This is a genomic window from Azospirillum lipoferum, assembly GCF_024170005.1.
GTDB classification, from domain to species: domain Bacteria; phylum Pseudomonadota; class Alphaproteobacteria; order Azospirillales; family Azospirillaceae; genus Azospirillum; species Azospirillum lipoferum.
The window spans coordinates 186,554-209,474 of record NZ_JALJXJ010000014.1 but is presented as its reverse complement, the minus strand read 5'-3'; the positions used below and the strand labels follow the sequence as shown (position 1 = coordinate 209,474).

21 protein-coding genes are annotated in these 22,921 nt (G+C 67.9%); 12 read left to right on the top strand and 9 right to left on the bottom strand.

The window, feature by feature from the left end:
- Window positions 1-32: 32 nt before the first annotated feature.
- On the bottom strand, window positions 33-1,832 hold the full coding sequence (locus tag J2848_RS27750; RefSeq protein WP_253568763.1) for a phospholipase D-like domain-containing protein: 1,800 nt from the start codon (window positions 1,830-1,832) through the stop codon (window positions 33-35).
- A 333-nt stretch (window positions 1,833-2,165) separates the two neighbouring features.
- Here J2848_RS27750 and J2848_RS27745 point away from each other — a divergent pair, with 333 nt between their 5' ends.
- Window positions 2,166-2,600 (top strand): hypothetical protein, encoded by a 435-nt coding sequence (locus tag J2848_RS27745; protein ID WP_149229622.1) that lies wholly within the window; start codon window positions 2,166-2,168, stop codon window positions 2,598-2,600.
- 116 nt (window positions 2,601-2,716) lie between these two features.
- Here J2848_RS27745 and J2848_RS27740 read toward each other — a convergent pair whose 3' ends face one another.
- Both J2848_RS27740 and J2848_RS27735 read right to left on the bottom strand, forming a co-directional pair.
- Window positions 2,717-3,460, bottom strand: a complete 744-nt coding sequence (locus tag J2848_RS27740; protein WP_149229623.1) for a gamma-glutamyl-gamma-aminobutyrate hydrolase family protein — start codon at window positions 3,458-3,460, stop codon at window positions 2,717-2,719.
- 12 nt (window positions 3,461-3,472) lie between these two features.
- Complete coding sequence (locus J2848_RS27735; RefSeq protein WP_149229624.1) at window positions 3,473-4,519, bottom strand: amidoligase family protein; 1,047 nt, start codon at window positions 4,517-4,519, stop codon at window positions 3,473-3,475.
- Between the two features lie 50 nt (window positions 4,520-4,569).
- Here J2848_RS27735 and J2848_RS27730 point away from each other — a divergent pair, with 50 nt between their 5' ends.
- Window positions 4,570-4,767, top strand: coding sequence for a hypothetical protein (locus J2848_RS27730; protein ID WP_149229625.1), 198 nt, complete (start codon window positions 4,570-4,572; stop codon window positions 4,765-4,767).
- 134 nt (window positions 4,768-4,901) lie between these two features.
- On the top strand, window positions 4,902-8,021 hold the full coding sequence (locus tag J2848_RS27725; RefSeq protein ID WP_149229626.1) for a PAS domain-containing protein: 3,120 nt from the start codon (window positions 4,902-4,904) through the stop codon (window positions 8,019-8,021).
- A gap of 84 nt (window positions 8,022-8,105) precedes the next feature.
- Here J2848_RS27725 and acnA read toward each other — a convergent pair whose 3' ends face one another.
- On the bottom strand, window positions 8,106-10,796 hold the full coding sequence (gene acnA, locus J2848_RS27720) for an aconitate hydratase AcnA (protein WP_149229627.1): 2,691 nt from the start codon (window positions 10,794-10,796) through the stop codon (window positions 8,106-8,108).
- A 373-nt stretch (window positions 10,797-11,169) separates the two neighbouring features.
- Window positions 11,170-12,234 carry a class I SAM-dependent methyltransferase gene (locus tag J2848_RS27715; RefSeq protein WP_149229628.1) on the bottom strand — a complete coding sequence of 355 codons (1,065 nt, stop codon included), beginning with the start codon at window positions 12,232-12,234 and terminating at the stop codon, window positions 11,170-11,172.
- A gap of 259 nt (window positions 12,235-12,493) precedes the next feature.
- Here J2848_RS27715 and J2848_RS27710 point away from each other — a divergent pair, with 259 nt between their 5' ends.
- From J2848_RS27710 to J2848_RS27695, 4 genes are all read left to right on the top strand, one after another.
- The gene (locus J2848_RS27710; protein ID WP_149229629.1) at window positions 12,494-13,096 is read left to right on the top strand and encodes an NUDIX domain-containing protein; all 603 of its coding nucleotides are present in this window, start codon (window positions 12,494-12,496) and stop codon (window positions 13,094-13,096) included.
- Between the two features lie 22 nt (window positions 13,097-13,118).
- Window positions 13,119-13,748, top strand: a complete 630-nt coding sequence (locus tag J2848_RS27705) for a 3'-5' exonuclease (RefSeq protein ID WP_149229630.1) — start codon at window positions 13,119-13,121, stop codon at window positions 13,746-13,748.
- A gap of 80 nt (window positions 13,749-13,828) precedes the next feature.
- Entirely contained in the window at window positions 13,829-14,113 is a 285-nt protein-coding gene (locus J2848_RS27700; protein WP_149229631.1) for a YciI family protein, read from the top strand.
- Between the two features lie 17 nt (window positions 14,114-14,130).
- Entirely contained in the window at window positions 14,131-14,550 is a 420-nt protein-coding gene (locus J2848_RS27695; RefSeq protein WP_149229632.1) for an EVE domain-containing protein, read from the top strand.
- A 104-nt stretch (window positions 14,551-14,654) separates the two neighbouring features.
- Here J2848_RS27695 and J2848_RS27690 read toward each other — a convergent pair whose 3' ends face one another.
- On the bottom strand, window positions 14,655-14,870 hold the full coding sequence (locus J2848_RS27690) for a hypothetical protein (protein ID WP_149229633.1): 216 nt from the start codon (window positions 14,868-14,870) through the stop codon (window positions 14,655-14,657).
- Between the two features lie 391 nt (window positions 14,871-15,261).
- On the opposite strand from J2848_RS27690, the gene acs reads away from it, so the two are divergent.
- The gene (acs, locus tag J2848_RS27685; RefSeq protein WP_109443176.1) at window positions 15,262-17,202 is read left to right on the top strand and encodes an acetate--CoA ligase; all 1,941 of its coding nucleotides are present in this window, start codon (window positions 15,262-15,264) and stop codon (window positions 17,200-17,202) included.
- 93 nt (window positions 17,203-17,295) lie between these two features.
- On the opposite strand, the gene J2848_RS27680 is transcribed toward acs, so the two are convergent.
- The 3 genes from J2848_RS27680 to J2848_RS27670 all read right to left on the bottom strand — a co-directional run bounded on the left by J2848_RS27680 (window position 17,296) and on the right by J2848_RS27670 (window position 19,536).
- Window positions 17,296-17,790 carry a hypothetical protein gene (locus tag J2848_RS27680; RefSeq protein ID WP_149229634.1) on the bottom strand — a complete coding sequence of 165 codons (495 nt, stop codon included), beginning with the start codon at window positions 17,788-17,790 and terminating at the stop codon, window positions 17,296-17,298.
- Window positions 17,787-18,338: a hypothetical protein gene (locus J2848_RS27675; RefSeq protein WP_149229635.1), complete on the bottom strand. Its 552-nt coding sequence runs from the start codon at window positions 18,336-18,338 to the stop codon at window positions 17,787-17,789. The genes J2848_RS27680 and J2848_RS27675 overlap by 4 nt, the downstream gene beginning before the upstream one ends.
- A gap of 160 nt (window positions 18,339-18,498) precedes the next feature.
- Window positions 18,499-19,536, bottom strand: coding sequence for a DctP family TRAP transporter solute-binding subunit (locus J2848_RS27670; protein ID WP_149229636.1), 1,038 nt, complete (start codon window positions 19,534-19,536; stop codon window positions 18,499-18,501).
- Between the two features lie 53 nt (window positions 19,537-19,589).
- Here J2848_RS27670 and J2848_RS27665 point away from each other — a divergent pair, with 53 nt between their 5' ends.
- The 4 genes from J2848_RS27665 (at window position 19,590) to J2848_RS27650 (ending at window position 22,903) form a co-directional block, all read left to right on the top strand.
- The gene (locus J2848_RS27665) at window positions 19,590-20,288 is read left to right on the top strand and encodes an OmpA family protein (RefSeq protein ID WP_149229637.1); all 699 of its coding nucleotides are present in this window, start codon (window positions 19,590-19,592) and stop codon (window positions 20,286-20,288) included.
- 110 nt (window positions 20,289-20,398) lie between these two features.
- Entirely contained in the window at window positions 20,399-20,863 is a 465-nt protein-coding gene (locus J2848_RS27660; protein ID WP_149229638.1) for a cupin domain-containing protein, read from the top strand.
- 91 nt (window positions 20,864-20,954) lie between these two features.
- A complete protein-coding gene (locus J2848_RS27655) occupies window positions 20,955-22,076 on the top strand; it encodes a UDP-3-O-(3-hydroxymyristoyl)glucosamine N-acyltransferase (protein WP_149229639.1) in 1,122 nt (373 codons plus the stop codon).
- 50 nt (window positions 22,077-22,126) lie between these two features.
- Window positions 22,127-22,903: an RNA methyltransferase gene (locus J2848_RS27650; protein WP_149229640.1), complete on the top strand. Its 777-nt coding sequence runs from the start codon at window positions 22,127-22,129 to the stop codon at window positions 22,901-22,903.
- The last annotated feature ends 18 nt before the right edge of the window (window positions 22,904-22,921 follow it).

The window sequence follows — 22,921 nt, the reverse complement described above, 5'->3', positions numbered from 1 at the left end:
GGGCTCCCCCTACCCCGTCACGCCTAAAATCGTTATCTTTGGGGTGGTCCCGGCGGGGGTTTCGCCCCCCCCCCCCCCCCCCCCCCCCCCCCCCCCCCGGGGGGGGGGGGTGGGGGGGGGGGGCCTGCGCGGCGGGATTTCGACAAGAATTCAGCATGTGCGTCCCCCTCACCCCGACCCTCTCCCCGGGGGGGAGAGGGGGATGGGGCTTTCGCATGTCCGGCCCGGACCATGCCCCAGACCCCGGCGGCCAGTCCGACCGTCAGCAGAGCGGCGGCAGCGGCGCGCAGGGCGGAGCGTGGGGGTGGCGGCAGGCGCTTCCAGGGTGCCCAGGCTTCGTCCGGGTCGTCGGGGTCGGCAATGCGCAGAGCGGCGAAGGCTTGCTCCGTCAGGCTGGGATCGCTGGCCGGCAGATCGGCCAACCGGCGGCCGGAGCGCGGGCAAAGCCGGTCGATGGCGGCGATGACGCTGCCGGTTTCGTGGATCTCCATCTCAAGTCGGGTCTGGTCGATGCCCATATGCTCGGCCAGCAGGCGGTTGCGCACGCCCAGGATGGCGGCCTCCGCCCGGGTTCGCTTCGGCCCGTCCTCCTGCGGTGCCTCGATGGTCAGGTCGCATTCGCTGTCGTAGCCCATCGATCGGTTGTTCAGGTTGGACGAGCCGATGCGCAGCAGCCGGCCATCGACCGCCACCAGCTTGGAATGGACGATCACCGGCCGGCCGCCCTCCGTCACTGGGGTCAGTGCGCGCAGCCGGCCGAAGCGGTCGGCCTTGCGCAGGCAGCGCAATGCCACCGAGCGCGGCGTGTCCATTGCCATGCGGTCGAACCAGCTCGGGCTTTCCATCGACACCACCAGCACCACCTCCGGCCCGTCGGGCTCGGCCAGGCGGCGGGCCAGCGCCTCGGCGACGCGGGCGGAGGCGAAATACTGGTTTTCCAGATAGATGGTGCGCTCGGCTGCGGCGATGGCGGCGAAGGTCAGCGCCTCGCTTTCACGGACCGCCGGACGGTCGCCGGTCGCCGGCATGGTGCGGGATATGCCGATCCGGGCGTCGGTCAGGATGGGATGGGCGCAGTCGGGCAGCGGGCAGTCCGGCCAGGGATCCTGATCCGCCTGGTCCGTATCCGGGAAAGGGCAGGGCTCCAGCGTCTCTCCGGTAGCGCAGCGCCAGCGCTCCCGCGCCAGTTCCGAAAGGGCGCGGGCGGCATCGCCGTCGACCATCGTCATCACGTCATGGCGCGGGTCATAGGGCTCGCCGTTCGGGCAGCGGCGGCGCGGGTCGCCGTCGCGATGTTCCGACGTGTCCCAGCGGTCGAAGGAGAAGTCGATGCCACCGCAGAAGGCCAGCGCATCGTCGATCACCAGCAGCTTCTGGTGCTGGGCGGCGCCGACCGGCAGTTCCCCGTCCAGCCGGGCGTTCAGCCGCCGGCCGGTGTTGCGGTCCAGCCGGTCCAGCGGTTCGTGCGGATGGTCGAGCGCGAGGGGAAAGGGCATGTCCCATTTCAGCGCCCGCACATGCAGCCCGGGTCGCGACCGCATCAGTCGGGCCAGGAATCGGCCCAGCGTTTCCGGACTTTCGGGGTCGAGCCGCATGCGCGGGTCGATATCCCAGCCGACCAGCAGGATCGATTGACGCGCCCGCTCCATCCCGGCACGGGCAGCGACGAAATAGTCGGCGCCGTCGACCAGCACCGCCACCCGCCCGGCGCGCTCCGTCCGCCAGCAGGTCAGACCCGGGCGCAGAACCGGCTTTGGAAAATCGGGCGTCATCAGGGGCATGCCGGACTGATGGTCGGCGTCCCGGGCAGCATCTGGGGAGGCGTCGGGCACGGCTGAAACCCTCGTTGGAAACGCGACGTGAGACTTTTCGCGGACCATCCGCCTCGCGGTTTGAACCCCATGGCATGCGCGTTGTTCCCGCATTTGCGGGCGGGCGTCCGTGGCTCGCCGAAGGAACCCGGCGGACGCGTTTTTGCCGCCCTTTCGCGGGCGTTTTCCAAAAAAGCGCATGCGTCGACCGAGATCATGCCCGGATTGTCCTGTTCTAGACCCATGAAAGACGCGAGGCCCTGGGCGGACGCCGCGTTGCGGCTCCAACACGGCATCCGTCTCGTTCCAAAGACGCCCAAATGCGAGGCGTTGCCACCATGAAGGAGTTCGAGGATGCGTAACCTGATGATCGGTGCCGTTTCGGCGGTTCTCCTGATGGCCGCCCCGGCCATGGCCCAGACCGCTCAGCAAGCCAACCCCGGCGCCCTCAAGGGCAGCGGCGCCTACGCCACCAGCCCGAGCGCCGGCAGCACCAACGTCGGGCCGGACGGCATCGTCCACACCCCGCCGGGTGCCACCACCTCGCCGTCGGCCGGCTCCACGACCGGCGGTCCGCTGAACTCCACGGGTACGTCCGGTTCGACCGGCACCTCCGGTAGCAACATGTCGGGTTCCTCGATCTCGCCGGTGCCGGGCGTGACCACCGCGCCATCGGGCATGGGCAACAACACCGGCAGCAACATCCCGCGCGACAACCAGACCGGTACCGGCACCCACTGCCCGCCGGGCACCCCGAACTGCGGCCCGGACAACGGCGGCAGCCAGTAACATCCCTGTCGCGGCAACTGCGCGGGCGCCCCGGAGCCATCCCTCCGGCGGCGCCCGCGTCGTTCCCGCCATCGCGGTGTGTCGAAGGTTGGCGCTGAACCAAGCTGCGGGCGAGGTCAACCGGGGGCGCGGACCGGGCGGCGGGGTGGAGCTTCCGCGAAATCGTCCAGCGGAGCGATGCCGGCGGCGGTGGCGACCAGACGGCGGAACAGCGCCTGCTGTCGGCTGTCGGCGACCAGATATTCCGGATGCCACTGCACGCCGATCATGAAGGACTCGTCCGGCGCCTCAATGCCCTGGACGACGCCGGCGCGTTCGCGCGCCACGACGCGCAGCCCATCGCCGACACGGTCCACCGACTGGTGGTGCAGGGCGTTCACCCGGCATTCGCCGATGCCGAGGATGCGGTAGAGCCGGCTGTCCGGTTCGATCCGGATGCGCTTGCGCGGCAGCACGGTGCGCATCTGCGGCGCTTCCTCGTACACCTCGTGGATGTCGACATGCAGCGAGCCGCCGCGGTGGACGTTGATCATCTGCGAGCCGCGGCAGATGCCCAGCACCGGCAGCGCGATCTTCGCGGCGCAGTCGAGCGCCCGCATCTCCAGCCGGTCGCGTTCGGGATCGATGCGGATCTGCGGACGGGCGGATTCGCCGTAGAGCGAGGCGTCGATGTCGTCGCCGCCGCCGACGACCAGCGCGTCGAGCCGGTCGATGGGAAAGGGAGAGTCGGCGGTGATGCGGACCGACGACGCACCGGCCCGCCACAAGGCAAGCCGGTTGGCCATGGCGGCGATGCGGCTGCCATGGACCGAGGCGGTGATGCCGACCAGCGGCCGGGACCTGCCGACGATGGCTGCCATGGGAAAACTCCTTCAGCCGGCCTGACGGGCCGGGCCGCCGGTTTCTTCGTCCTGCCCGGCAACGTCCTGCCCGGCAACGTCCTGAATGCCTGGATAAATCCCCGGATTGGCGGCCAGCATCGCGTCGATGCGCTCGGCCCAGCTGTCCAGCTGCTGTGCCCCGGCCGATCGGCGGTAATCGGTGCCGAGGCCGTCCAGCAGGGCGCGGTCGGCGGCCACCCGCTCCACCGCCACCCAGCGGTTCCAGTCGGCGGCGAGCGACCAGCCGGGATCGCCCAGCCGCGCGTTGGGAAGGCGGTAATGGAAGGTCGGGCGTGGGCGGACATGCGGGTCTTCCATCGCCGCGGCCAGACGGTCGCGGTCGAGATGGGCGAACAGCGGGAACAGGTCCAGCTCGCGGTTGCGGGTGGGATTGTCGGCCAGATAATCGTCGATCAGCCCGCCGAGGCCGGGGCGATAGGCGGGGTCGACCACCTTGGCGGCATAGAGCGTCGGGAAGGCGGCGATGAAGCCGGACAGGCGCCGGGTGACGTCGACCCGGATCTCCCGCCGCAGCCAGGGGGCCAGCAGCAGGAAGGCCTTCAATATGTCCAGCAGGTAATCGCCGTCGGTCCGTGCCACCTCCGGGTTGAAATGCAGGCCGAAGGCGAACAGGGGGCTGGCCTCGGTCCCGGCGGCGCCAAGCGCGCGCAGGCAGGCCACCAACTCCTCCAGATCCGTCATCTGCTCCACCGTCACCGGCGGCGCTGCGATCTCGAAGGGCATTACCAGGCTGCCGATATTGCCCCACAACGGCCGCAGCGGATCGAGGATCGCCGCACCCCCCTTGCCTTTATGGGCGGAGCGCATGTCCAGCTCCACCGTGAAGTCGCCGAGCCGGGTGTCCGTCACCAGACACCGGTGCGGGTTTTCGACCGTGATGGTTCCGCCGAACAGCCGGTGCACGCAGGCAGCGGCCGATGGCGCGTCCAGGTCGGCGAATTCAAGTTCCACCCCCACGCGGCGCGGCGTGCCCTGGGACGTGGTGCGGAGCGGGGGGAAGAGGAAGGGTGTGGTCATTGCAAGGCTTCAACAGCCCACCCCGCAGGCTGTTCCCTTGGAGCAAACCCATGGCTGAAATCCAGCCTTTCAAAGAAGTCGTCGAGCATCGCAATGGTGGAAGATCAAGGAAGCCGCAGGGCCATACTCCTTTCGGTCATAGCCGCTCGATGGTGGTATCCTGCGATTTTCGATGTAAGCGCTCGCCGATTACCGAAAATTTAGGAGAAATCGAAAGTCTTGCGTTCATGTCCTTTCGTCTATTCTGACTCGCTGTTTTCTAAATTAACCGGCGCTTAACCATAAGTGCGTTAGCGATAGGCATGCCGCACTTGGGCATGCCGCAGGGTGACGCATCCGGCGTTCCATCCGGTCGGCTTCGCGGAGGAGCCTCGTCTACGCCATGACCCTTCTGGCACGCCTCTTCATCCTGGTCCTGCTCGCAGTGCTGCCGGCGATCGGCATCCAGATCTACAGCGTGCTCGAACAGCGGGCGGAGCGCGAGGGAGAGGTGACGCTCCAGGCCGAACGGCTTCTGCGCCAAGTGGAAAGCGAGCATTTCCGTCTGATCGACAGCGCCCGCCTGATGGTCACCGCGGTGACCGAGGCGCAGTTCCTCCGCCAGGGCGAGATCAACAGCTGCCAGAGCTATCTGGAGCGGCTGGCCACCCGTTCCGCCGACTACCGCACCCTGTCGATCACCGATGCCGAGGGGCGCATCCTGTGCAGTGCCGACCCGTCGCGCGTCGGTGCGTCGCTGAACGCCCAGCCGCATTACCGCCGGGCGATGGCGCAGGGGCGCTTCGCCGTCGGCGAATGGACGATCACCCACTCCGGTGCCGACGGCGGCGAACTGCCGGTCGCCGCCCCCTATTCCGACAGCGACGGCCGCCGGGCCGGCGTGGTCGCCCTGTCGCTCGACGTGCCGCGGCTGTCCGCCATGTTCGCCGCCCGTCCGATGCCGGAGAACACCACCCTGACGGTCGCCGACCGCTCAGGCACCATCCTGGTGAAGCTGCCGGGCACCCAGGGCCGCGCCGGTGAACGGCTGCCGGACAGCTATCTGGGGCTTCTGGCGGAGCGGGAATCCGGTGTGACCATGATGCCCGGCCTGGACGGCGCGTCGCGCATCCTGGCCTTCTCCCCGCCGTCCGCCGGCATCCGCGACCTGTTCATCAGCGTCGGCGTCGACCGTGGCGCCGCCATGGGAGTGGTCGACCGTGCGACCCGCGACGGGCTGCTGATGACGCTGTCCGGCTTCCTGGTCGCCGCCGCCGCCGCTTGGATCGGCGGCACCCTGTTCATCCGCCGTCCGGTCGATGCGCTGGTTTCCGCCGCCCGCGACTGGAGCGAGGGCAAGACCGCCACCCGCGTCAAGCTGTCCGACCGCTCGTCGGAGATCGGCCAGCTCGGCCACGCCTTCGACATGATGGCCGACCGGCTGGAAGCGCGCGAAGCGGCGCTGCGCCAGTCGGAAAGCCACATCCGCGCCGTGCTGGACGCGCTGCCCGCCTATGTCGGCGTGCTGACGCCGGATGGGGCGGTGGCCCAGGTCAACCGCGCCGCCGCCGACGCCGCCGGGGTGCCAGCTGCGCGCATCGTCGGCCGTCCTTTCGACGAGATCTGCTGGCTGTCCTTCGACGAGGCCGGGCGCGAACGGCTGCGGCAGGCGCTGGCGCTGGGGGCGAATGGGCGCTCCTCCCGCTTCGACGCCGGGCTGCGCGTCCCGACGGGGCGGGATACCGCCCCACGGGAAATGACGGTGGATGTCAACCTGACGCCGATGGTCGACGGCGACGGCCATGTCACCCATCTGATCGCCACCGGCATCGACATCACCGAGCGCAAGCGCACCGAGGAGGCGCTGCGCGTCGCCGAGGAACGGGTGCGCACCGGCCTGCGCAATTCCGGCGTGGTGGTGTTCAACCAGGACCGCGAGCTGCGCTACACCTGGGCCCATTCGGAATGGCTCGGCTTCGCGCCCGACGCGCTGATCGGCCGTACCGACGCCGACCTGTGCAGCCAGCGCGAGGATGCCGACGGGATGATGGCGCTGAAGCGTCGGGTGATGGAAAGCGGGGTCGGTGCGCGCGAAGAGGTGCGTATCCGCTGCAAGGACGAAGACCGCTTCTTCGACCTGACCGTCGACCCGCTGCTTGATCCTTCCGGCCGTCCCTCCGGCCGTGTGGAGGGCGTCACCTGTGCCGCCGTCGAGGTCACCGACCGCAAGCAGGCCGAGGCCGAACTGCACCGCGCGCGGGAGGAGGCCGATCAGGCCAATGACGGCAAGTCCAAGTTCCTCGCCGCCGCCAGCCACGATCTGCGCCAGCCGGTTCAGTCACTCTATCTCTTCACCGCGGCGCTGAGCGACCGGTTGCAGGGTCATGCGGCGCTGCCGATCCTCGACAACATCCGCCAGGGTCTGGACACGCTGAAGAGCCTGCTGGACGGGCTGCTGGACATGTCGCGGCTGGAATCCGGCAAGATCGTCGCCACCCCTGTCGAGGTGCGGCTGAACCAGATGCTCGGCCGTCTGGTCGCCGAATACGGACCGCGCGCCGCCCAGAAGGGGCTGGTGTTGCGCGCCGTGCCGACCCGTGCCTGGGTCCGCACCGATCCGGCCCATCTGGAGCGTATCCTGCGCAACCTCGTGGAAAATGCGCTGCGCTACACCACCAGGGGCAAGGTGCTGCTGGGTTGCCGCCGGACGCCGTCCGGCATGCGGGTGGAGGTGTGGGACACCGGCGCCGGCATCCCCGCCGACCGGCTGGAGGACATCTTCGAGGAATTCACCCAGTTGGGCGAGCGCAGCGAGCGCGGCCTCGGCCTGGGTCTGGCCATCGTCAAGCGGCTGTCGCGTCTGCTCGGACATCCGGTGACGGTGCGCTCGTGGGAAGGCAAGGGGTCGGTCTTCGCGGTCGAACTCCCGCGGGTGATCCTGGGCAACCCGCGTCCCGCCAGCGGCACCGCCGCCGCGGCGGCGACGCTCGCGCGCCGTTCGGTTGCCAACGATGCCGCCGCCAACGACCGCGGGCAGGCGATCAGCGCCATCGCCAACGCCTTCGGCGGTGGGCGGAGCGGGGGGGCGGCCACGAAGACCGTTGCGCCCGCGCCCGCCGTTGCCACCCAGGCCAAAGCCGGGGCCGGTTCCGACAAGGGCATGGTGCTGGTGATCGACGACGAGGCGATCATCCTGCTCGGCCTCAAGGCGATTCTGGAGGGCTGGGGCTATGACGTGCTGACCGCCAAGTCGGGCGATCAGGCGCTGGAACGGCTGCGCGCCGACGGGCGCTGCCCGCAGATCGTGCTGGCCGATTACCAGCTCCAGCAGGGCCGCACCGGTCCGGAGGCGGTGTGTGCGGTCCAGACCATGCTGGGCCAGTCGGTTCCCGGCATCATCCTGACCGGCGACACCAGTTCCGAACGCCAGGAGGAGGCCGAACGCCGCGGCTTCCGCATCCTGCACAAGCCGGTCTTCCCCAACGACCTCCGCCGCATGATGGCGAGCGCCGGAGCGGCGTGAGGGCCGGCTTCGGTCAGCTCGCCAAGAAGAATGGGCCGCTTCCCGGAGGGAAGCGGCCCATTCCTTATCCAGGCTCCGGCAGCCTTACTTCGCCAGATTGCGCAGCACGAAGTTCAGCACGCCGCCGTTCCGGTAATACTCGACCTCGTCCAGCGTATCGATGCGCAGCAGCAGCGGATAGGTCTCCGTCTTGCCGTCGGCGCGGGTCAGGGTCAGGGTCACGTCCTTGCGCGGGCGCAGATCCTGTTCGATGCCGTCGATGTCGAAGCGTTCAGAACCGTCCAGCTTCAGGTCGGCACGGGTGACGCCGTCCTTGAACTGCAAGGGCAGGATGCCCATCCCGACGAGGTTGGAACGGTGGATGCGCTCGAAGCTCTCGGCGATCACCGCGCGGATGCCCAGCAGCCTGGTGCCCTTGGCAGCCCAGTCGCGGCTCGACCCCGTGCCGTATTCCTTGCCGGCGACCACCACCAGCGGCACGCCTTCGTCGGCATAGCGCATGGCGGCGGTGTAGATCGGCAGCCGTTCGCCCGACGGGTAATGCCTGGTCTCGCCGCCTTCGACGCCGGGGATCAGCTCGTTGCGGATGCGGATGTTGGCGAAGGTGCCGCGCATCATGACTTCATGGTTGCCGCGGCGGGCGCCGTAGCTGTTGAAGTCCTGCGGACGGACCTGATAGCTCAGCAGATATTCGCCGGCCGGGCTGGTCTTCTTGATCGAGCCGGCGGGCGAGATGTGGTCGGTGGTGATGGAGTCGCCCAAAACCGCCAGGGCCCGGGCGCCGCGCACGTCCGACACCGGATCGGGCGTCTTGGTCAGGCCGCTGAAGAAGGGCGGCAGCTTCACATAGGTGGAGCCGTCCTGCCACTGGTAGGTCTGGCCCTCCGCCGTGGCAATGGCCTGCCACTGTTCCGGGCCCTTGAAGACGTCGGAATAGCGGCTGCGGAACATCTCGGCGGTCAGCGAGGCGTCGATGGCGTCCTGCACCTCGCGGTTGCTCGGCCAGATGTCCTTCAGATAGACCGGCTGGCCGTCGGTGCCGGTGCCGAGTGGATCGGTCGTCAGGTCGATGTTCAGGTTGCCGGCCAGCGCATAGGCGACGCAGAGTGGTGGCGACGCCAGATAGTTGGCGCGGGTGTGCGGGTTGACGCGGCCTTCGAAGTTGCGGTTGCCCGACAGCACGGCGCCGACCACGAGGTTGCCCTCCTCCACCGCCGCGGCGATGGCGTCGGGCAGCGGGCCGGAGTTGCCGATGCAGGTGGTGCAGCCATAGCCGACGATGTTGAAGCCGATGCGGTCCAGATAAGGTTGCAACCCGGCCTTGGCGAGATAGTCGGTGACCACCTGGGAGCCCGGCGCCAGCGAGGTCTTGACCCACGGTTTCTGCGTCAGTCCCTTCTCCACCGCCTTCTTGGCCAGCAGGCCGGCGGCGATCAGCACCGCCGGGTTGGAGGTGTTGGTGCAGGACGTGATGGCGGCGATGACGACGGCGCCCTGTTCCAGGCGATAGTCGCTGCCCTTCACCGGAACGGCCTTCGTCGGGTCGTCGGCCTTGTAGGCGTCGGTCATGTCCTTGGCGAAACCTTGGGCCACACCCGACAGCGGCACGCGGTCCTGCGGACGCTTCGGACCGGCCAGCGACGGCTCGACCGTGCCCATGTCCAGTTCCAGCACGTCGGTGAAGACCGGGTCGGGGCTGTTCGGCTCGCGCCACATGCCCTGGGCCTTGGCGTAGGCCTCGACCAGCGCCACGCGGTCGGGATCGCGGCCGGTGAAGGTCAGGTAGCGGATGGTTTCGGCGTCGATCGGGAAGATGCCACAGGTGGCGCCATATTCGGGGGCCATGTTGCCAATGGTGGCACGGTCGGGCAGCGTCATGCTGTCGAGACCCGGTCCGAAGAACTCGACGAACTTGCCGACCACGCCCTTCTTGCGCAGCATCTGGGTGACGGTCAGCACCAGATCGGTAGCGGTGGTGCCTTCCTTCAGACGCCCGGTCAGCTTGAAGCCGATGACCTCGGGGATCAGCATGGAGATCGGCTGGCCCAGCATCGCGGCCTCCGCCTCGATGCCGCCGACGCCCCAGCCCAGGACGGACAGGCCGTTCACCATGGTGGTGTGGCTGTCGGTGCCGACCAGCGTGTCGGGATAGGCCACCGGCTTGCCCGACGGGTCGCCGTCGGTCCACACCACCTGCGACAGGTATTCGGTGTTCACCTGATGGCAGATGCCGGTGCCCGGCGGCACCACGCGGAAATTGTCGAAGGCCTTCTGGCCCCAGCGCAGGAAGGCATAGCGCTCCAGGTTGCGCTCGAATTCCAGATCGACGTTCTTCTGGAAGGCATCGTTGCCGCCGAAATAGTCGACCATCACCGAATGGTCGATGACGAGGTCGACCGGCACCAGCGGGTTGATCTTCGTCGGGTCGCCGCCCAGCGACGCCATCGCCTCGCGCATCGCCGCCAGATCGCAGACCGCCGGTACGCCGGTGAAATCCTGCATCAGCACGCGTGCTGGGCGATAGGCGATTTCACGGTCGGACCGCTTGTCGACCAGCCATTGCGCCACCGCCTTCACGTCGTCGACGGAGACGGTGCGCCCGTCCTCGAACCGCAGCAGGTTTTCCAGCAGCACCTTCATGGAGAATGGCAGCCGCGACAGATCGCCGAGACCCGCCTCCTCGGCGGCCTTCAGGCTGAAATAGTCGTAGCTCTTGCCGCCCGCGCTGAGCGAGCGGCGGGTCTTGAGCGAGTCCTGACCGGTGAAGGTGGTCACGGGAAGCCTCCTTGGCGATTGGGTCTGGCGTGCGCCTTGATCGGCGCTTGGGAGAGTGCTTCGGTTACGGTCCAGGGATATGGGCCAGGGTTATGAGCCATGTCGCGACGGTCCGCAGGACGAGCGGTCAAATGACCTGAGAATCATCCAAAAGACTGAGGCAGCCTTGCGGGCGCCCGCAAGTCATGCAGGCAAGATGTAGGGCGGGGGTCCGGCAGATCAAACGCATGGCATCAAGAAAGCGAGAGCATAGGCATGGGTATGCAGTACGGCCTCGCAACCTCCCTTGCGGGACGCCACGGTCCGTTCCCCTCGATCATCCTATGACCTCCCCTGAGGTCCTTTCTTTACTCATATGAACATTGGGTGGGCGTCATGCCGGCTTCATCGCCACATAGCGGACGAAGCGCAGGCCGCTGCCCAGAACCCGCAGCCGTGCCCACCACAGCGCGAGTTCGCGCTTCAACGCGGCCAGCACCGGAGCCGGCGGTACGGCGGCAGCCAGTGTGTCGGCCAGCTTGCGCACCCGGTCGATGATGTGGCGGCGGTGCAGCTGGGTCAGATCCTCGGTGATGCGGACGTCGAGGTTGCGCTGGGTCAGTTCGTCGGCCATGCGGGTGGCGGTCCAGGGATAGACCTCCATCGGCTCCTCCTCCCGCCAGCCGTTCCAGCTGTCCCAGGAGCCGGGAGTACCGTCGATCACGTAATCGAACAGGGCGATGCCGCCCTTGGGCTTCACGCAGTCGCCGAGGCGGTCGAGGAACAGCTCCTTGTCGCGTACGCGGTGGACGATGCGGTCGGCCATCACGAGGTCGAAGCTGCCGGCCTGATTGAAATGCTCCGGGTCGTAATGGGCGATCGGCGCCTTCTTCGACAGCCCCAGCGCCTTCGACCGGTCCATCGCCAGCTTCGCCAGCAGCGGCGACGGCTCCAGCCCGGTCACCCAGGTGTCGCAGCTTTCCACCAACGCGCGGGCGGTCCCGCCGAGACCGGCCGACAGGTCCAGCACGCTCTTGGCCGGGGTCAGCCCGAAGGAGCGGACGGAGTCGACCATCCAGGATGCCTCCTCCGGTCCGGTCATGTCCTGGCCCCACAGAAGCTGCGCGCCTTCGCTGCGTGCCGGTGACCAGACCGGCTCGCCGTGACGGTCGAGTTGCATCAACGCCAGCCGGTCCAGTTCCGGAGTGCCGCCGGGCGGAGCCGGGTCTGGAGCTATGCCCGGCGATGCGATCGCGTTCGACGGTCCTGGAAGGGAAGCGGTGCCGACCGCATCGACCGCACCCGGCCGGCGGCGATCTGCCAAGTTACGCAGGTCAGCCCGGCTCGAAACGCGGGGCAGGCGGGACAGGTCATAACCCTCCCACCAGGCGGCCAAACGGATGCGCCAGTCGGGGTTACGCCACCGCTCCAAATCCTGCGGACTGATCTGCGGAACCACGCATCTGCCCTTTCCAGGTCAATCGGCGGAGCGCCGATCTACCGCTTTCGGATATGACATCGACATTCGGCGCTGTGATTTAGAAGTAGGGGCGACTGATTTGTCTGTCAAGAAACCATTATTTAACGATTTCGACTTCGTTTTCGCCAATTGTCAGAAAATTTTATCGGTTTTTGTCTGTATGCCTGCTGTGTGCGCCCATTGCGGCAGCCCGGACGCCTCCCTATACTCCGGCCGCAACCGACGGAGGGGGCCTCGCGTGCCGATCGAAACCGGTGATCCCACCGGCAATCCCTGGACCGTGCTGACCAGCACGATGAAATATGAGAACGCCTGGATGGAGGTGGTCGAACACAAGGTTCTGACCCCGAAGGGCGCCCCGGGCATCTACGGCGTCGTCCATCCCCGCAGCCTCGCCACCGGCGTGGTGCCGATCCATGACGACGGCACGGTGACGCTGGTCGGCCAGTACCGCTTCCCGCTGAAGCAATACAGCTGGGAAATTCCCGAGGGCGGCGGGCGCAAGGGAGTGGAGCCGCAGGAATCGGCGGCGCGCGAGTTGCGCGAGGAGACCGGTCTGACGGCGCGGCGCTGGATGCCGCTGATGAAGCTGCACCTGTCCAACTGCATCACCGACGAGGTCGCCCACACCTTCGTCGCCTGGGGGCTGGAGCAGGGTGAGCCCGCTCCTGACGAGACCGAGGTTCTGGCGGTCCGCCGCGTGCCCTTCGCCGAGGTGATCGACATGGTCCTGGCCGGCGCCATCACCGACGCCATGGCGGTCGCCAGTCTGCTGAAGCTGCGGGTGCTGGCGGCGGAAGATGCGCTGCCTGAGGATCTCGCCAGCCTCATCCGTCTCTGACCTGCCAGCAAACCGGACCTCAATGACCGTCATTTCCGGCCACGCCGTCGCCATTGATTTCGAGACCGCCAACGAGACCCGCACCAGCGCCTGCTCCATCGGCGTCGCCTGGATCGAGAACGGACGCGTGACCGGGACGGAAGAGCATCTGATCCGCCCGCGCGAACTGCGCTTCAACTCCTTCAACAGCGCCATCCACGGCATCCGGGAAGAGGACGTGGCCGACGCCCCGGAATTCCCGGAGGTGTGGGCGGCTTTGCGGGAGCGGGTGCAGGGCCGGCTGATCCTGGCCCATAACGCCGCCTTCGACATCAGCGTGCTGCGCCACACCCTGAGCGATTATGGGCTGGACTGGCCGGCCTGCGACTATCTCTGCACCGTCGTGATGGCGCGGCGCGCCTGGCCGACACTGACCGCGCACCGGCTGAACCATCTGGCCGACTTCCTGGGCATCGCGCTGGACCATCACCATGCCGGCAGTGATGCCGAGGCCTGCGGCCGCATCGCGCTGGCCGCGGTGCTGGAGATGGGGCTGCGCGGCTTCGGTGAGATCGAGCGGACCGGCATCAGCCTGGGCCGCATCGCCCCCGGCGGCTATTCCCCCTGCAAGGGAGGAAAGGCGCCGCCGCGCCGTCCGCGCGTGGTGGCGTGAACGATAAACGTCAGCCGGTGCTTTCCCGCCGCGACTGCGTAAGCTAGGCTCCCGCTCCATCGTATGAAGGAGCGAACCGCATGCTGTTCATGTTCCATTGCGTCGACAAGGCCGGTGCTGCCGACGTCCGCGCCGCCAACCGCGCCGAGCATCTGGCCTATCTGGAGGCCAACGCCGACCGTATCTTCGCCGCCGGCCCGCTGCTGTCGGACGACCAGAGCGGCATGGTCGGCAGCCTGCTGATCGTCGAGTGCGCCGATGCCGCCGCCGCCCAGGATTTCGCCGCCGGCGACCCCTATGCCAAGGCCGGCCTGTTCGACAGCGTGACGATCCGGCCCTGGCGCCGCGTCTACCCCAAGGCCTGAGCGGGAGAACGCCGGCGATGGCCTACTGGCTGCTGAAGTCCGAGCCGTTCAAATATTCCTGGGACCGCATGGTCGCCGACGGCCGGACCCATTGGGACGGGGTGCGCAATTACCAGGCGTCCAACAATCTCAAGGCGATGGAGGTGGGCGACCGCGCCTTCTTCTATCACTCCAACGAAGGGCTGGAGATCGTCGGCATCGTCGAGATCGTCCGCACCTATTACCCGGACCCCGGCGACGAGGCCGGCCGCTTCGGCATGGTCGACGTGGCGCCGGTGATGCCGGTGAAGACCCCCGTCACGCTGAAGCAGATCAAGGCCGATCCGCTGTTGCAGTCGATGGCGCTGGTCCGCCAGTCGCGCCTGTCGGTCTGCCCGGTCAGCGATGATGAATGGGCGCGGGTATGCGATCTGGCGGGCGTTGGGGTTCCGGCTTGAGGCGGTGCTGCTGAGTGCCCCTCCCCGACCCTCCTCCACCTTTGGTGGGAGAGGGTCGGGGACGGGCACACGCCCATGCACCCTTCACCTGATCGAAAGACCTGCTACTCCGCCGTGTCCTGCATCGCCGCGCGAAAGTCTTTGGTCGCCTGCATCATGCGCCGGGCGATGTCCGCCACGCCAGCGGTGGAGGCGGCGCCTGCGGGACTGCCGAGCGCGCGCAGCGTGGCGTCGATGGCCATCAGGCTGGTGCGGTCGGCCAAGCCGGCGAGGCGGTCGCCGGTTTCCGGAAGATCGTCCGCGTTCGTGGTTCTGGGCATTGCGATCCTTGCCGCCGATGATCGTTACCGTAATGCAGCAACTCTATAGCTGCCAGCCGGTTAAGGTCGGGTTAAGCAAGGGTTCGTCCGTTACAGGATCGACATCGCCGTATGCTGCGCCGCGGCGCGGCGGATGGTCGCGGCAGTCGAACCACACAGCTCCAGCCTGACGGGCAGGGGATTGGGCGTGCCTTGTTATGCTTGGAGAAGAAACAGTCTCGCGCTGCAAAATCAGGGACACAATCCTCCTTTGGTCGGGGGGCCTACAGGGGCCGATTTGCTTGTTCGTCCCGCAACTTGTGTGGATAATGCCGCTCAATTCCGGGCGGCGGCCCGCCGCCCTCCAATCATCTTCCGGCCAATTCGGAAGCACCACGGGGGAATCGCACTCATGACCGACAACAGCTTCTTTCCGGTGAAGCCCGAGATCGCGGCGACCGCCCACGTGAATGCGGAAGCCTATGCCCGCATGTACGAGCAGTCGGTCAAGGACCCCGAGGCATTCTGGGGCGAGCAGGGCAAGCGGCTCGACTGGATCAAGCCCTACAGCAAGGTGAAGGACGTCAACTTCAACGACGACGTTCACATCCGCTGGTTCCATGACGGCACGCTGAACGTGTCGGCCAACTGCATCGATCGCCATCTGGCGACCCGCGGCGACCAGACCGCGATCCTGTTCGAAGGCGACGACCCCGGCGTTTCCAAGGCCATCACCTACAAGGAACTGCACGAGAAGGTCTCGCGCCTCGCCAACGTACTGAAGAAGAACGGCGTCAAGAAGGGTGACCGCGTCACCATCTATCTGCCGATGATCCCGGAGGCCGCCTATGCGATGCTGGCCTGTACCCGCATCGGCGCCATCCACTCCATCGTCTTCGGCGGCTTCTCGCCCGACAGCCTGAAGGACCGTATCGTCGACTGCGACAGCCACTTCGTCATCACCTCCGACGAGGGCCTGCGCGGCGGCCGCAAGGTGCCGCTGAAGGCCAACGCCGACAAGGCGGTGGCCGGCGCGCCGATGGTCAAGCATGTGCTGGTCGTCAAGCACACCGGCGGCAACGTCGCCTGGACCGAAGGCCGCGACCTCTGGTACCACGAGGAGATGGAGAGCGTCTCCGCCGACTGCCCGCCGGAGGAGATGAGCGCCGAGGATCCGCTGTTCATCCTCTACACCTCCGGCTCGACCGGCAAGCCGAAGGGCGTGCTGCACACCACCGGCGGCTACCTCGTCTATGCGTCGATGACCCACCAATATGTCTTCGACTACAAGGACGGCGAGGTCTACTGGTGCACCGCCGACGTGGGCTGGGTCACCGGCCACAGCTACATCGTCTATGGCCCGCTCGCCAACGGCGCCACCACGCTGATGTTCGAAGGCATCCCAACCTACCCGGATGTCTCGCGCTTCTGGCAGGTGATCGACAAGCACAAGGTCAACATCTTCTACACCGCCCCCACCGCCATCCGCTCGCTGATGCGTGAAGGCGAAGGCCCGGTGAAGAACACCTCGCGCGCCTCGCTCCGCGTGCTGGGGTCGGTCGGCGAGCCGATCAATCCGGAAGCGTGGCTGTGGTACTACAATGTGGTCGGCGACGCCCGCTGCCCGATCGTCGACACCTGGTGGCAGACCGAGACCGGCGGCATCCTGATCACCCCGCTGGTCGGCGCCATCGGCCAGAAGCCGGGGTCCGCGACCAAGCCCTTCTTCGGCGTCCAGCCGGTCGTCGTCGACAACGAGGGCCAGATCCTGGACGGCGAGACCGAGGGCAACCTCTGCATCGCCGACGCCTGGCCCGGCATGATGCGCACGGTCTATGGCGACCACGAGCGTTTCGTCCAGACCTACTTCTCGACCTTCCCGGGCAAGTACTTCACCGGTGACGGCTGCCGCCGCGACGCCGACGGCTATTACTGGATCACCGGCCGCGTCGACGACGTCATCAACGTGTCCGGCCACCGCATGGGCACCGCCGAGGTCGAAAGCGCGCTGGTCGCCCACCCGAAGGTCGCCGAGGCAGCGGTCGTCGGCTATCCGCACGACCTGAAGGGCCAGGGCATCTACGCCTACGTCACGCTGAACGCCGGCGAGACCCCCACGGAGGAACTGCGCAAGGAACTGGTCGCCTGGGTCCGCAAGGAGATCGGCCCGATCGCCTCGCCTGACCTGATCCAGTGGGCGCCCGGCCTGCCGAAGACCCGTTCCGGCAAGATCATGCGCCGCATCCTGCGCAAGATCGCCGCGAACGAGCATGACAGCCTGGGCGACACCTCGACGCTCGCCGATCCGGGCGTGGTGACTGACCTGATCGACAACCGCATGAATAACGCCTGATTGGCGGGTTGATGGGAAAAGGGGGCGCTCCGGTTGGGGGCGCCCCCTTTTTCTTTGGTGCCTCAGCTCCTTAATCCAACGGCACGATCACACTCAGCGTTCCGGCAGCACCAGCGGGACGGCGGGCGAGATGGCGAACGAGGTCGGCGAGGGGTGGCGTTCGGTGATCCGCTTGCGGGCGTCCTCGGCACTCTCCGCGGCGACGGCGTAGGTGCGGATGCCGGCCCAGGGGGCGGTGGCGTCCAGCGCCTCCACCGCGACATACCACAGCGGGCCGCCGGAGCGGGCGACCCGGTCGACGCAGTAGAACTCCATCGGCGTCAGGGCGGCATCGTCAGTGACGGCCGATTGCAGGGACAGGATCTCGCTTTCCATCTCCGCCGCCTCGCGGTGCAGGCCGGCCAGCGTTTCTTCCGTCTCCGCCCGGCGGAGGGAGGCGAGCTTGGCGTAGTTGGCGTAGACGTCCAGCCGCTCCTTCAGCGCGGCCAGCTTTTCCGACTGGCGGCGGGCGCGGATACCGAGGATCCGTTCTCCGAGCAGGCCGATCACGAGGCTGGTGACGGCTCCCAGAACCCAGGCGATGCTCATGGCGCGCCGGCTCCGGACTCGGCTGGGGCAGCGGCCTTGTCGTCCGAATCCTCGCCGGAGACGGTGACGCCCACGCCGTCATGAAAGATGTTGCGGGTCAGCATCTGGGCGGCGGCGAAGTCGGAGGCCCAGACCTGCGCCTCGTTTCCGAAGCGCCAGATGGCGGGGTGGACCACCGCCTTGGCATCGGGCTTTGCGGCGAAGCCGGGCGCCATTGCCAGCTTGAAGACGAAATGGTTGCGCCCCGGTTCCGGCCGGCCGATCTCGTGGATGAAGCGGCGGGTGGCGGCGGTGCGTTTGCCGCTGCGGCGGCTGAGGGCCAGCTTGTCGGTCGACAGTTCCGCCAGCCTTGCCTTCATCGCCTCGATCTCGGCCTGCATGGCCTCCAGCTCGTTGGCCTGAAGTTCCAGTGCGTCGCGTTCGGCGGCCAGGATTGCGCCGCAGCGGCGGATCTCCCGCTCCGTCCGCAGGATCAGCCCGCGGCGGATGCCCAGGAACAGCAGGGTGGCACCGATGCAGAACAGCGCCAGCAGCATTTCCGACGTCATACGCGCCCGCTCCGCAAACCATCTGGCAAGTTGGGGGGAGTTGTAGCGCAATCCACGCAAGCACGCATCACAAGCAAGTGCCCTGTGGGTTGAAAAAAGCCGGGCCTGAAAAACGGCGCCCCGAAGGGCGCCGTCATTCGTCAGTCAAGCGAACGGACGATCACTTCCGCTCGGCGATGGCGGTCTGAGCCGCCTTCACCAGGTCGGGGCCGATCTGCTTGGCCCACTTGTCGAAGACCGGCTGGGTGGCGGTCTGGAAGGCCTTCTGCTGGTCCGGTGTCAGCCGCACGACCTCGACGCCCTGGGCGGTGATTTCCTTCAGCAGGCTGTCATCCTCGGCGGTGATGCCCTTGCGGGAGATCGCGACCTCTTCGGCGGCGGCCTGGATGGCGGCGGCTCGCACCGCCTCCTGGTCTTCCTTCGACCAGCTGGCCCAAACCTCCTTGTTGACCACGAAGATCAAGGGGTCGGCGACATAGCCCCACAGGGTCAGGTTCTTCTGGCCCAGCGTGGCGAGCTTGGCGGCGACGAAGATCGCCAGCGGGTTCTCCTGCCCGTCGACGGCGCCGGTGGACAGCGCCGGCTGCGCGTCGGCCCAGCTCATCTGCGTCGGGTTGGCGCCCAGCGCGGTGAAGGTGTCGAGATAGAGCGGCGAGCCGACGACGCGGATCTTCAGACCCTTCAGGTCGGCCGGCGTGCGGATCGGGTGCTTGGAGTTGGAGATCTCGCGGAAGCCGTTCTCGCCCCAGGCCAGCGGCACCACGTCCTTGGTGGCGAGCAGGTCGAACAGCTTCTTGCCGACCTCGCCCTGGGTCAGGGCGTCCAGCGCCTTGTGGTCGGGCATCAGGAAGGGCAGGGAGAAGAGGTTCAGCTCCTTCACCTGCGGCGACCAGTTGATGGTGGAGCCGACCGCCATGTCGATGGTGCCCTGGCGGAGTGCGGTGAATTCCTTGGTCTGGTCGCCGTTCACCAGCGAGGTGCCGGGATACATCTTGATGGTGATGCGCCCGCCGGTCTTCTCCTTGACCAGTTCGGCCCAGCGGTCGCCGCCGACGCCCCAGGGGAAGGGCTTGCCCAGAACGGTCGAAAGCTTGTACTCCGCCTTGTAGTCGGCAGCGTTCGCAGCACCGGCCAGCACGGCGGGAACCGTCAGCGCGGCCAGCGCAATGCCGGCGAGCAGAGCCTTCAGCGATTTCATGCTTGTTTCCTCCCAAGCGCCCTATACGAAAGATACGGACCGGGATCGTACAGATGGACGCAGGACTGTTCCACGCGCAATTTGAAGCGACCGTCCGCGGTCCGAACAATGCCGCCATGCGGCGCAGCCGCATTGCGACCATGCGGCAGGGCCTGATGCTTGGCGTTTTCGCCTGTCTGGTTCTGCCGGCGGCGGGAAGCCTCGCCCAGGGGCTGCCCGGCCCGGCGACCCCGATGGGGCCGAATCCCAGCGAATGCGAGATTCAGGCGGCGCTGCTCGGCACCACCGGGCCCAACTGCCCGCCGGTGGCGATGCAGCGGCCGGCCGCCCCGCCGCCGGCCGCCCCCTCGGCCGAGCGGCCGGGGCCGGTGACGGTGCCGCCGCTGCCCGGACCGACGGCGATGCAGGCGCCGGAGCTGCGCGCCGCCTTCCGGGTGGAGTTCGATTTCAACTCCGCCGTCATCCGGCCGGAGTCGCGGGCGATCCTGGACAAGGTGGCAGCGGTGATGGGTACGGCCGGCACCACCCGTTTCCGCATCATCGGCCACACCGACGCCGTCGGCGGCGATGCGGCCAACCTCGCCTTGTCCAAGCGACGGGCGGCGGCGGTGGTCGAGTATCTGGTGTCGCGCCACCACATCCGCGCCGACCGGTTGGAAGCGTCGGGCATGGGTGCGCGGGACCTGCTGCTGCCCGACCAGCCGAAGGCGGCGGCCAACCGGCGGGTCGAGATCGTCAATCTGGGCGGCTGAATTTTTCTGATCCGCAGGGAACCTTCGGCGGAGTGAGGTGTTGCGCAGGGGCGCCGACGGGCCTCCGGCCCTGCGCGCGCCGCCCTCCAACCCTCCGACCGGGAGAGCCGATGCCGGACCACACCCCCATCCCCATCGACAGCCACCGCATCGCCGACGACGAGGTCGGCAAGCCGGCGGTCTTCGGCACCATCCTGTCGGGCCAGCCGCTGGAGATCCACCGCAACATCTTCGAAGGCGACTACAGCCGCTTCCGGTCGGGGGTGTGGCAGTGCACGCCGGGCCTCGTGGCGATGAAGGACTGGCCGTACCACGAGTTCTGCGTGCTGCTGTCGGGCCGGGTCATCATCACGCCGGAAGGCGGGTCCCCTCGGGAATACAAGGCGGGCGACGCGCTGGTGCTGCCGATGGGCTTCACCGGCACCTGGGAGATCCTGGAGACGGTGCGGAAATACTATGCGGTCCAGGCGCGCCAGCCGCTGCTGCGCCGGATGAAGGCGCGGGTGAAGGGCTGGCTGCGCCCGGAGACGGCGGACGGGCAGACGGGCCGCGCGCAGCCCGGCACCGCGTTCTGACACCTCGCCATCTGCCGGACGCCCGTGTTAGGGTCCGCCGCGCCGTCCCGCCGGACGGCCCCTGTGCAAGACTCTGATACTGGTGCGCTCCATGACCCAGGCCTCCCGTACCCTCACCGAGATCGCCGAAGCGCTGGGCGCCGCGGTCGAAGGCGACGGCTCCCTCACCATCCGCCGCGCCGTCCATCCGTCGGAAGCGGAAGGGCCGGAGGATCTGGCGTTGGCGATGGACAAGGACCTGCTGGCCCTGCTGCCCGGCAGCAAGGCGGTCGCCGCCGTGGTCGCCGAGGGGGTCGAGGTGCCGGAGGGCATCAAGGGCCGCGTCGTGGTGAAGCGTCCGCGCTTCGCCATGGCCGGGATGCTCGACCTGTTCGAAAAGCCGGTCCATGCCGAGCCGGGGGTGTCGCCGCAGGCCTATGTGGCGCCCGACGCGGTCGTGGCGCCCGATGCCTCCATCGCCCCCTTCGCCTATGTCGGCCCTCGCGCCCGCATCGGTGCCGGGGTGGTCATCCTGCCGCATGTCACGGTCGGCGCCGACGCGGTGATCGGCGAAGGCAGCCTGCTGCATCCCGGTGCCCGCATCGGCGAACGGGTGGAGATGGGGGCGCGCTGCATCGTCCATCCCAACGCTGCCATCGGCAATGACGGCTTCAGCTTCGTGACGCCGGAGCCGGGCAGTGTCGAATCGGCCAAGACCACCGGCCGCGTCGTCGGCACCAACGTGCTGATCCGCCGGGTGAACTCCATCGGCACGGTGATCATGGGCGACGACGTCGAGGTCGGCGCCGGCGCCACCATCGACCGCGGTACGGTGACGGCCACCCGCATCGGCAACGGCACCAAGATCGACAACCTCGTCCAGATCGGCCACAACGTCCAGGTCGGCACCAACTGCATGCTGTGCGGCCATGTCGGCATTGCCGGCAGTACGGTGATCGGCGACCGCGTGGTTCTGGCCGGCAAGGTCGGCGTGGCCGACCATGTGAAGATCGGCAGCGACGCGGTGGTGGCCGCCAATTCCGGCGTCGGCATGGACATTCCGCCGAAGTCGGTGTGGATGGGCTATCCCGCCGTGCCGCGCGCCCGGGCCTTCGAACAGTACAAGGGCCTCGCCCGCCTGAAGCGCCTGTACGCCGACGTCTCCGACCTGAAGAAGCGCCTGACCGCCATCGACGGCGGCCCGGTGAAGGTCGAGGCGGAGCAACAGGAATAGGCGGCGATCCGGCCGTCTTCGCCCTTCATCGTTCAACCACAATCGTTCCCATGACCTCCGGCCAGAACCCCACCCGTGAGTCCATCCTTGGCGGCCCGGCCGTCATCCTGGTGCAACCGCAGCTCGGCGAGAACATCGGTGCCTGCGCGCGCGCGATGCTGAATTGCGGGCTGACCGACCTGCGTCTCGTCAAGCCGCGCGACGGCTGGCCGAACCCGAAGGCGAATGCCGCCGCATCGGGCGCCGACCTCGTCATCGACAACGCGACGATCTTCGAGACCACGGCCGAGGCGGTCGCCGATCTCGAGGCGGTCTATGCCACGACGGTGCGCACCCGCGACATGATCCAGCGCTTCGTCACCCCGCGCGTGGCGGCGGGCGAGATGCGGGAGCGCTATGCCGCCGGGCAGAAGGTCGGCGTGATGTTCGGGCCGGAGCGCACCGGGCTGTTCAACGACGATTTGACCCTTGCCCAGACGCTGGTGACAGTGCCGCTGAATCCGGCCTTTTCCTCACTCAATCTGGCTCAGGCGGTGCTGCTGATCGGCTACGAGTGGTTCCAGGCCGGCGACCGCACGCCCGACCGCTTCCTGCACACCGGCCAGACCCGCCCGGCGACGATGGCGGAGCGGGTGAACTTCTTCGAACGGCTGGAGGCGGCGCTGGACCGCACCGGCTTCTTCACCAGCGAGGAAAAGCGCCCCTCGATGGTCCGTACCCTCCGCAACGCTTTCGAGCGGATGGAGATGACCGAGCAGGAGGTCCGCACCTTCCACGGCGTCGTCGCCGCCCTGATCCAGGGCAGCCGGCGGAAAGGCGAGAGTTAAACCGCAAGCACAGTTATA

What these genes read in the sequence shown, in the direction of transcription:
- J2848_RS27650 (WP_149229640.1), top strand. Translation starts at nt 22,127, where the DNA reads ATGACCTCCGGCCAGAACCCCACCCGTGAGTCCATCCTTGGCGGCCCG.
- J2848_RS27745 (WP_149229622.1), top strand. Translation starts at nt 2,166, where the DNA reads ATGCGTAACCTGATGATCGGTGCCGTTTCGGCGGTTCTCCTGATGGCC.
- acs (WP_109443176.1), top strand. Translation starts at nt 15,262, where the DNA reads ATGACCGACAACAGCTTCTTTCCGGTGAAGCCCGAGATCGCGGCGACC.
- J2848_RS27740 (WP_149229623.1), bottom strand. Translation starts at nt 3,460, where the DNA reads ATGGCAGCCATCGTCGGCAGGTCCCGGCCGCTGGTCGGCATCACCGCC.
- J2848_RS27735 (WP_149229624.1), bottom strand. Translation starts at nt 4,519, where the DNA reads ATGACCACACCCTTCCTCTTCCCCCCGCTCCGCACCACGTCCCAGGGC.
- J2848_RS27725 (WP_149229626.1), top strand. Translation starts at nt 4,902, where the DNA reads ATGACCCTTCTGGCACGCCTCTTCATCCTGGTCCTGCTCGCAGTGCTG.
- J2848_RS27705 (WP_149229630.1), top strand. Translation starts at nt 13,119, where the DNA reads ATGACCGTCATTTCCGGCCACGCCGTCGCCATTGATTTCGAGACCGCC.
- J2848_RS27680 (WP_149229634.1), bottom strand. Translation starts at nt 17,790, where the DNA reads ATGAGCATCGCCTGGGTTCTGGGAGCCGTCACCAGCCTCGTGATCGGC.
- J2848_RS27695 (WP_149229632.1), top strand. Translation starts at nt 14,131, where the DNA reads ATGGCCTACTGGCTGCTGAAGTCCGAGCCGTTCAAATATTCCTGGGAC.
- J2848_RS27655 (WP_149229639.1), top strand. Translation starts at nt 20,955, where the DNA reads ATGACCCAGGCCTCCCGTACCCTCACCGAGATCGCCGAAGCGCTGGGC.
- J2848_RS27660 (WP_149229638.1), top strand. Translation starts at nt 20,399, where the DNA reads ATGCCGGACCACACCCCCATCCCCATCGACAGCCACCGCATCGCCGAC.
- J2848_RS27700 (WP_149229631.1), top strand. Translation starts at nt 13,829, where the DNA reads ATGCTGTTCATGTTCCATTGCGTCGACAAGGCCGGTGCTGCCGACGTC.
- J2848_RS27665 (WP_149229637.1), top strand. Translation starts at nt 19,590, where the DNA reads ATGGACGCAGGACTGTTCCACGCGCAATTTGAAGCGACCGTCCGCGGT.
- J2848_RS27690 (WP_149229633.1), bottom strand. Translation starts at nt 14,870, where the DNA reads ATGCCCAGAACCACGAACGCGGACGATCTTCCGGAAACCGGCGACCGC.
- J2848_RS27670 (WP_149229636.1), bottom strand. Translation starts at nt 19,536, where the DNA reads ATGAAATCGCTGAAGGCTCTGCTCGCCGGCATTGCGCTGGCCGCGCTG.
- J2848_RS27675 (WP_149229635.1), bottom strand. Translation starts at nt 18,338, where the DNA reads ATGACGTCGGAAATGCTGCTGGCGCTGTTCTGCATCGGTGCCACCCTG.
- J2848_RS27730 (WP_149229625.1), top strand. Translation starts at nt 4,570, where the DNA reads ATGGCTGAAATCCAGCCTTTCAAAGAAGTCGTCGAGCATCGCAATGGT.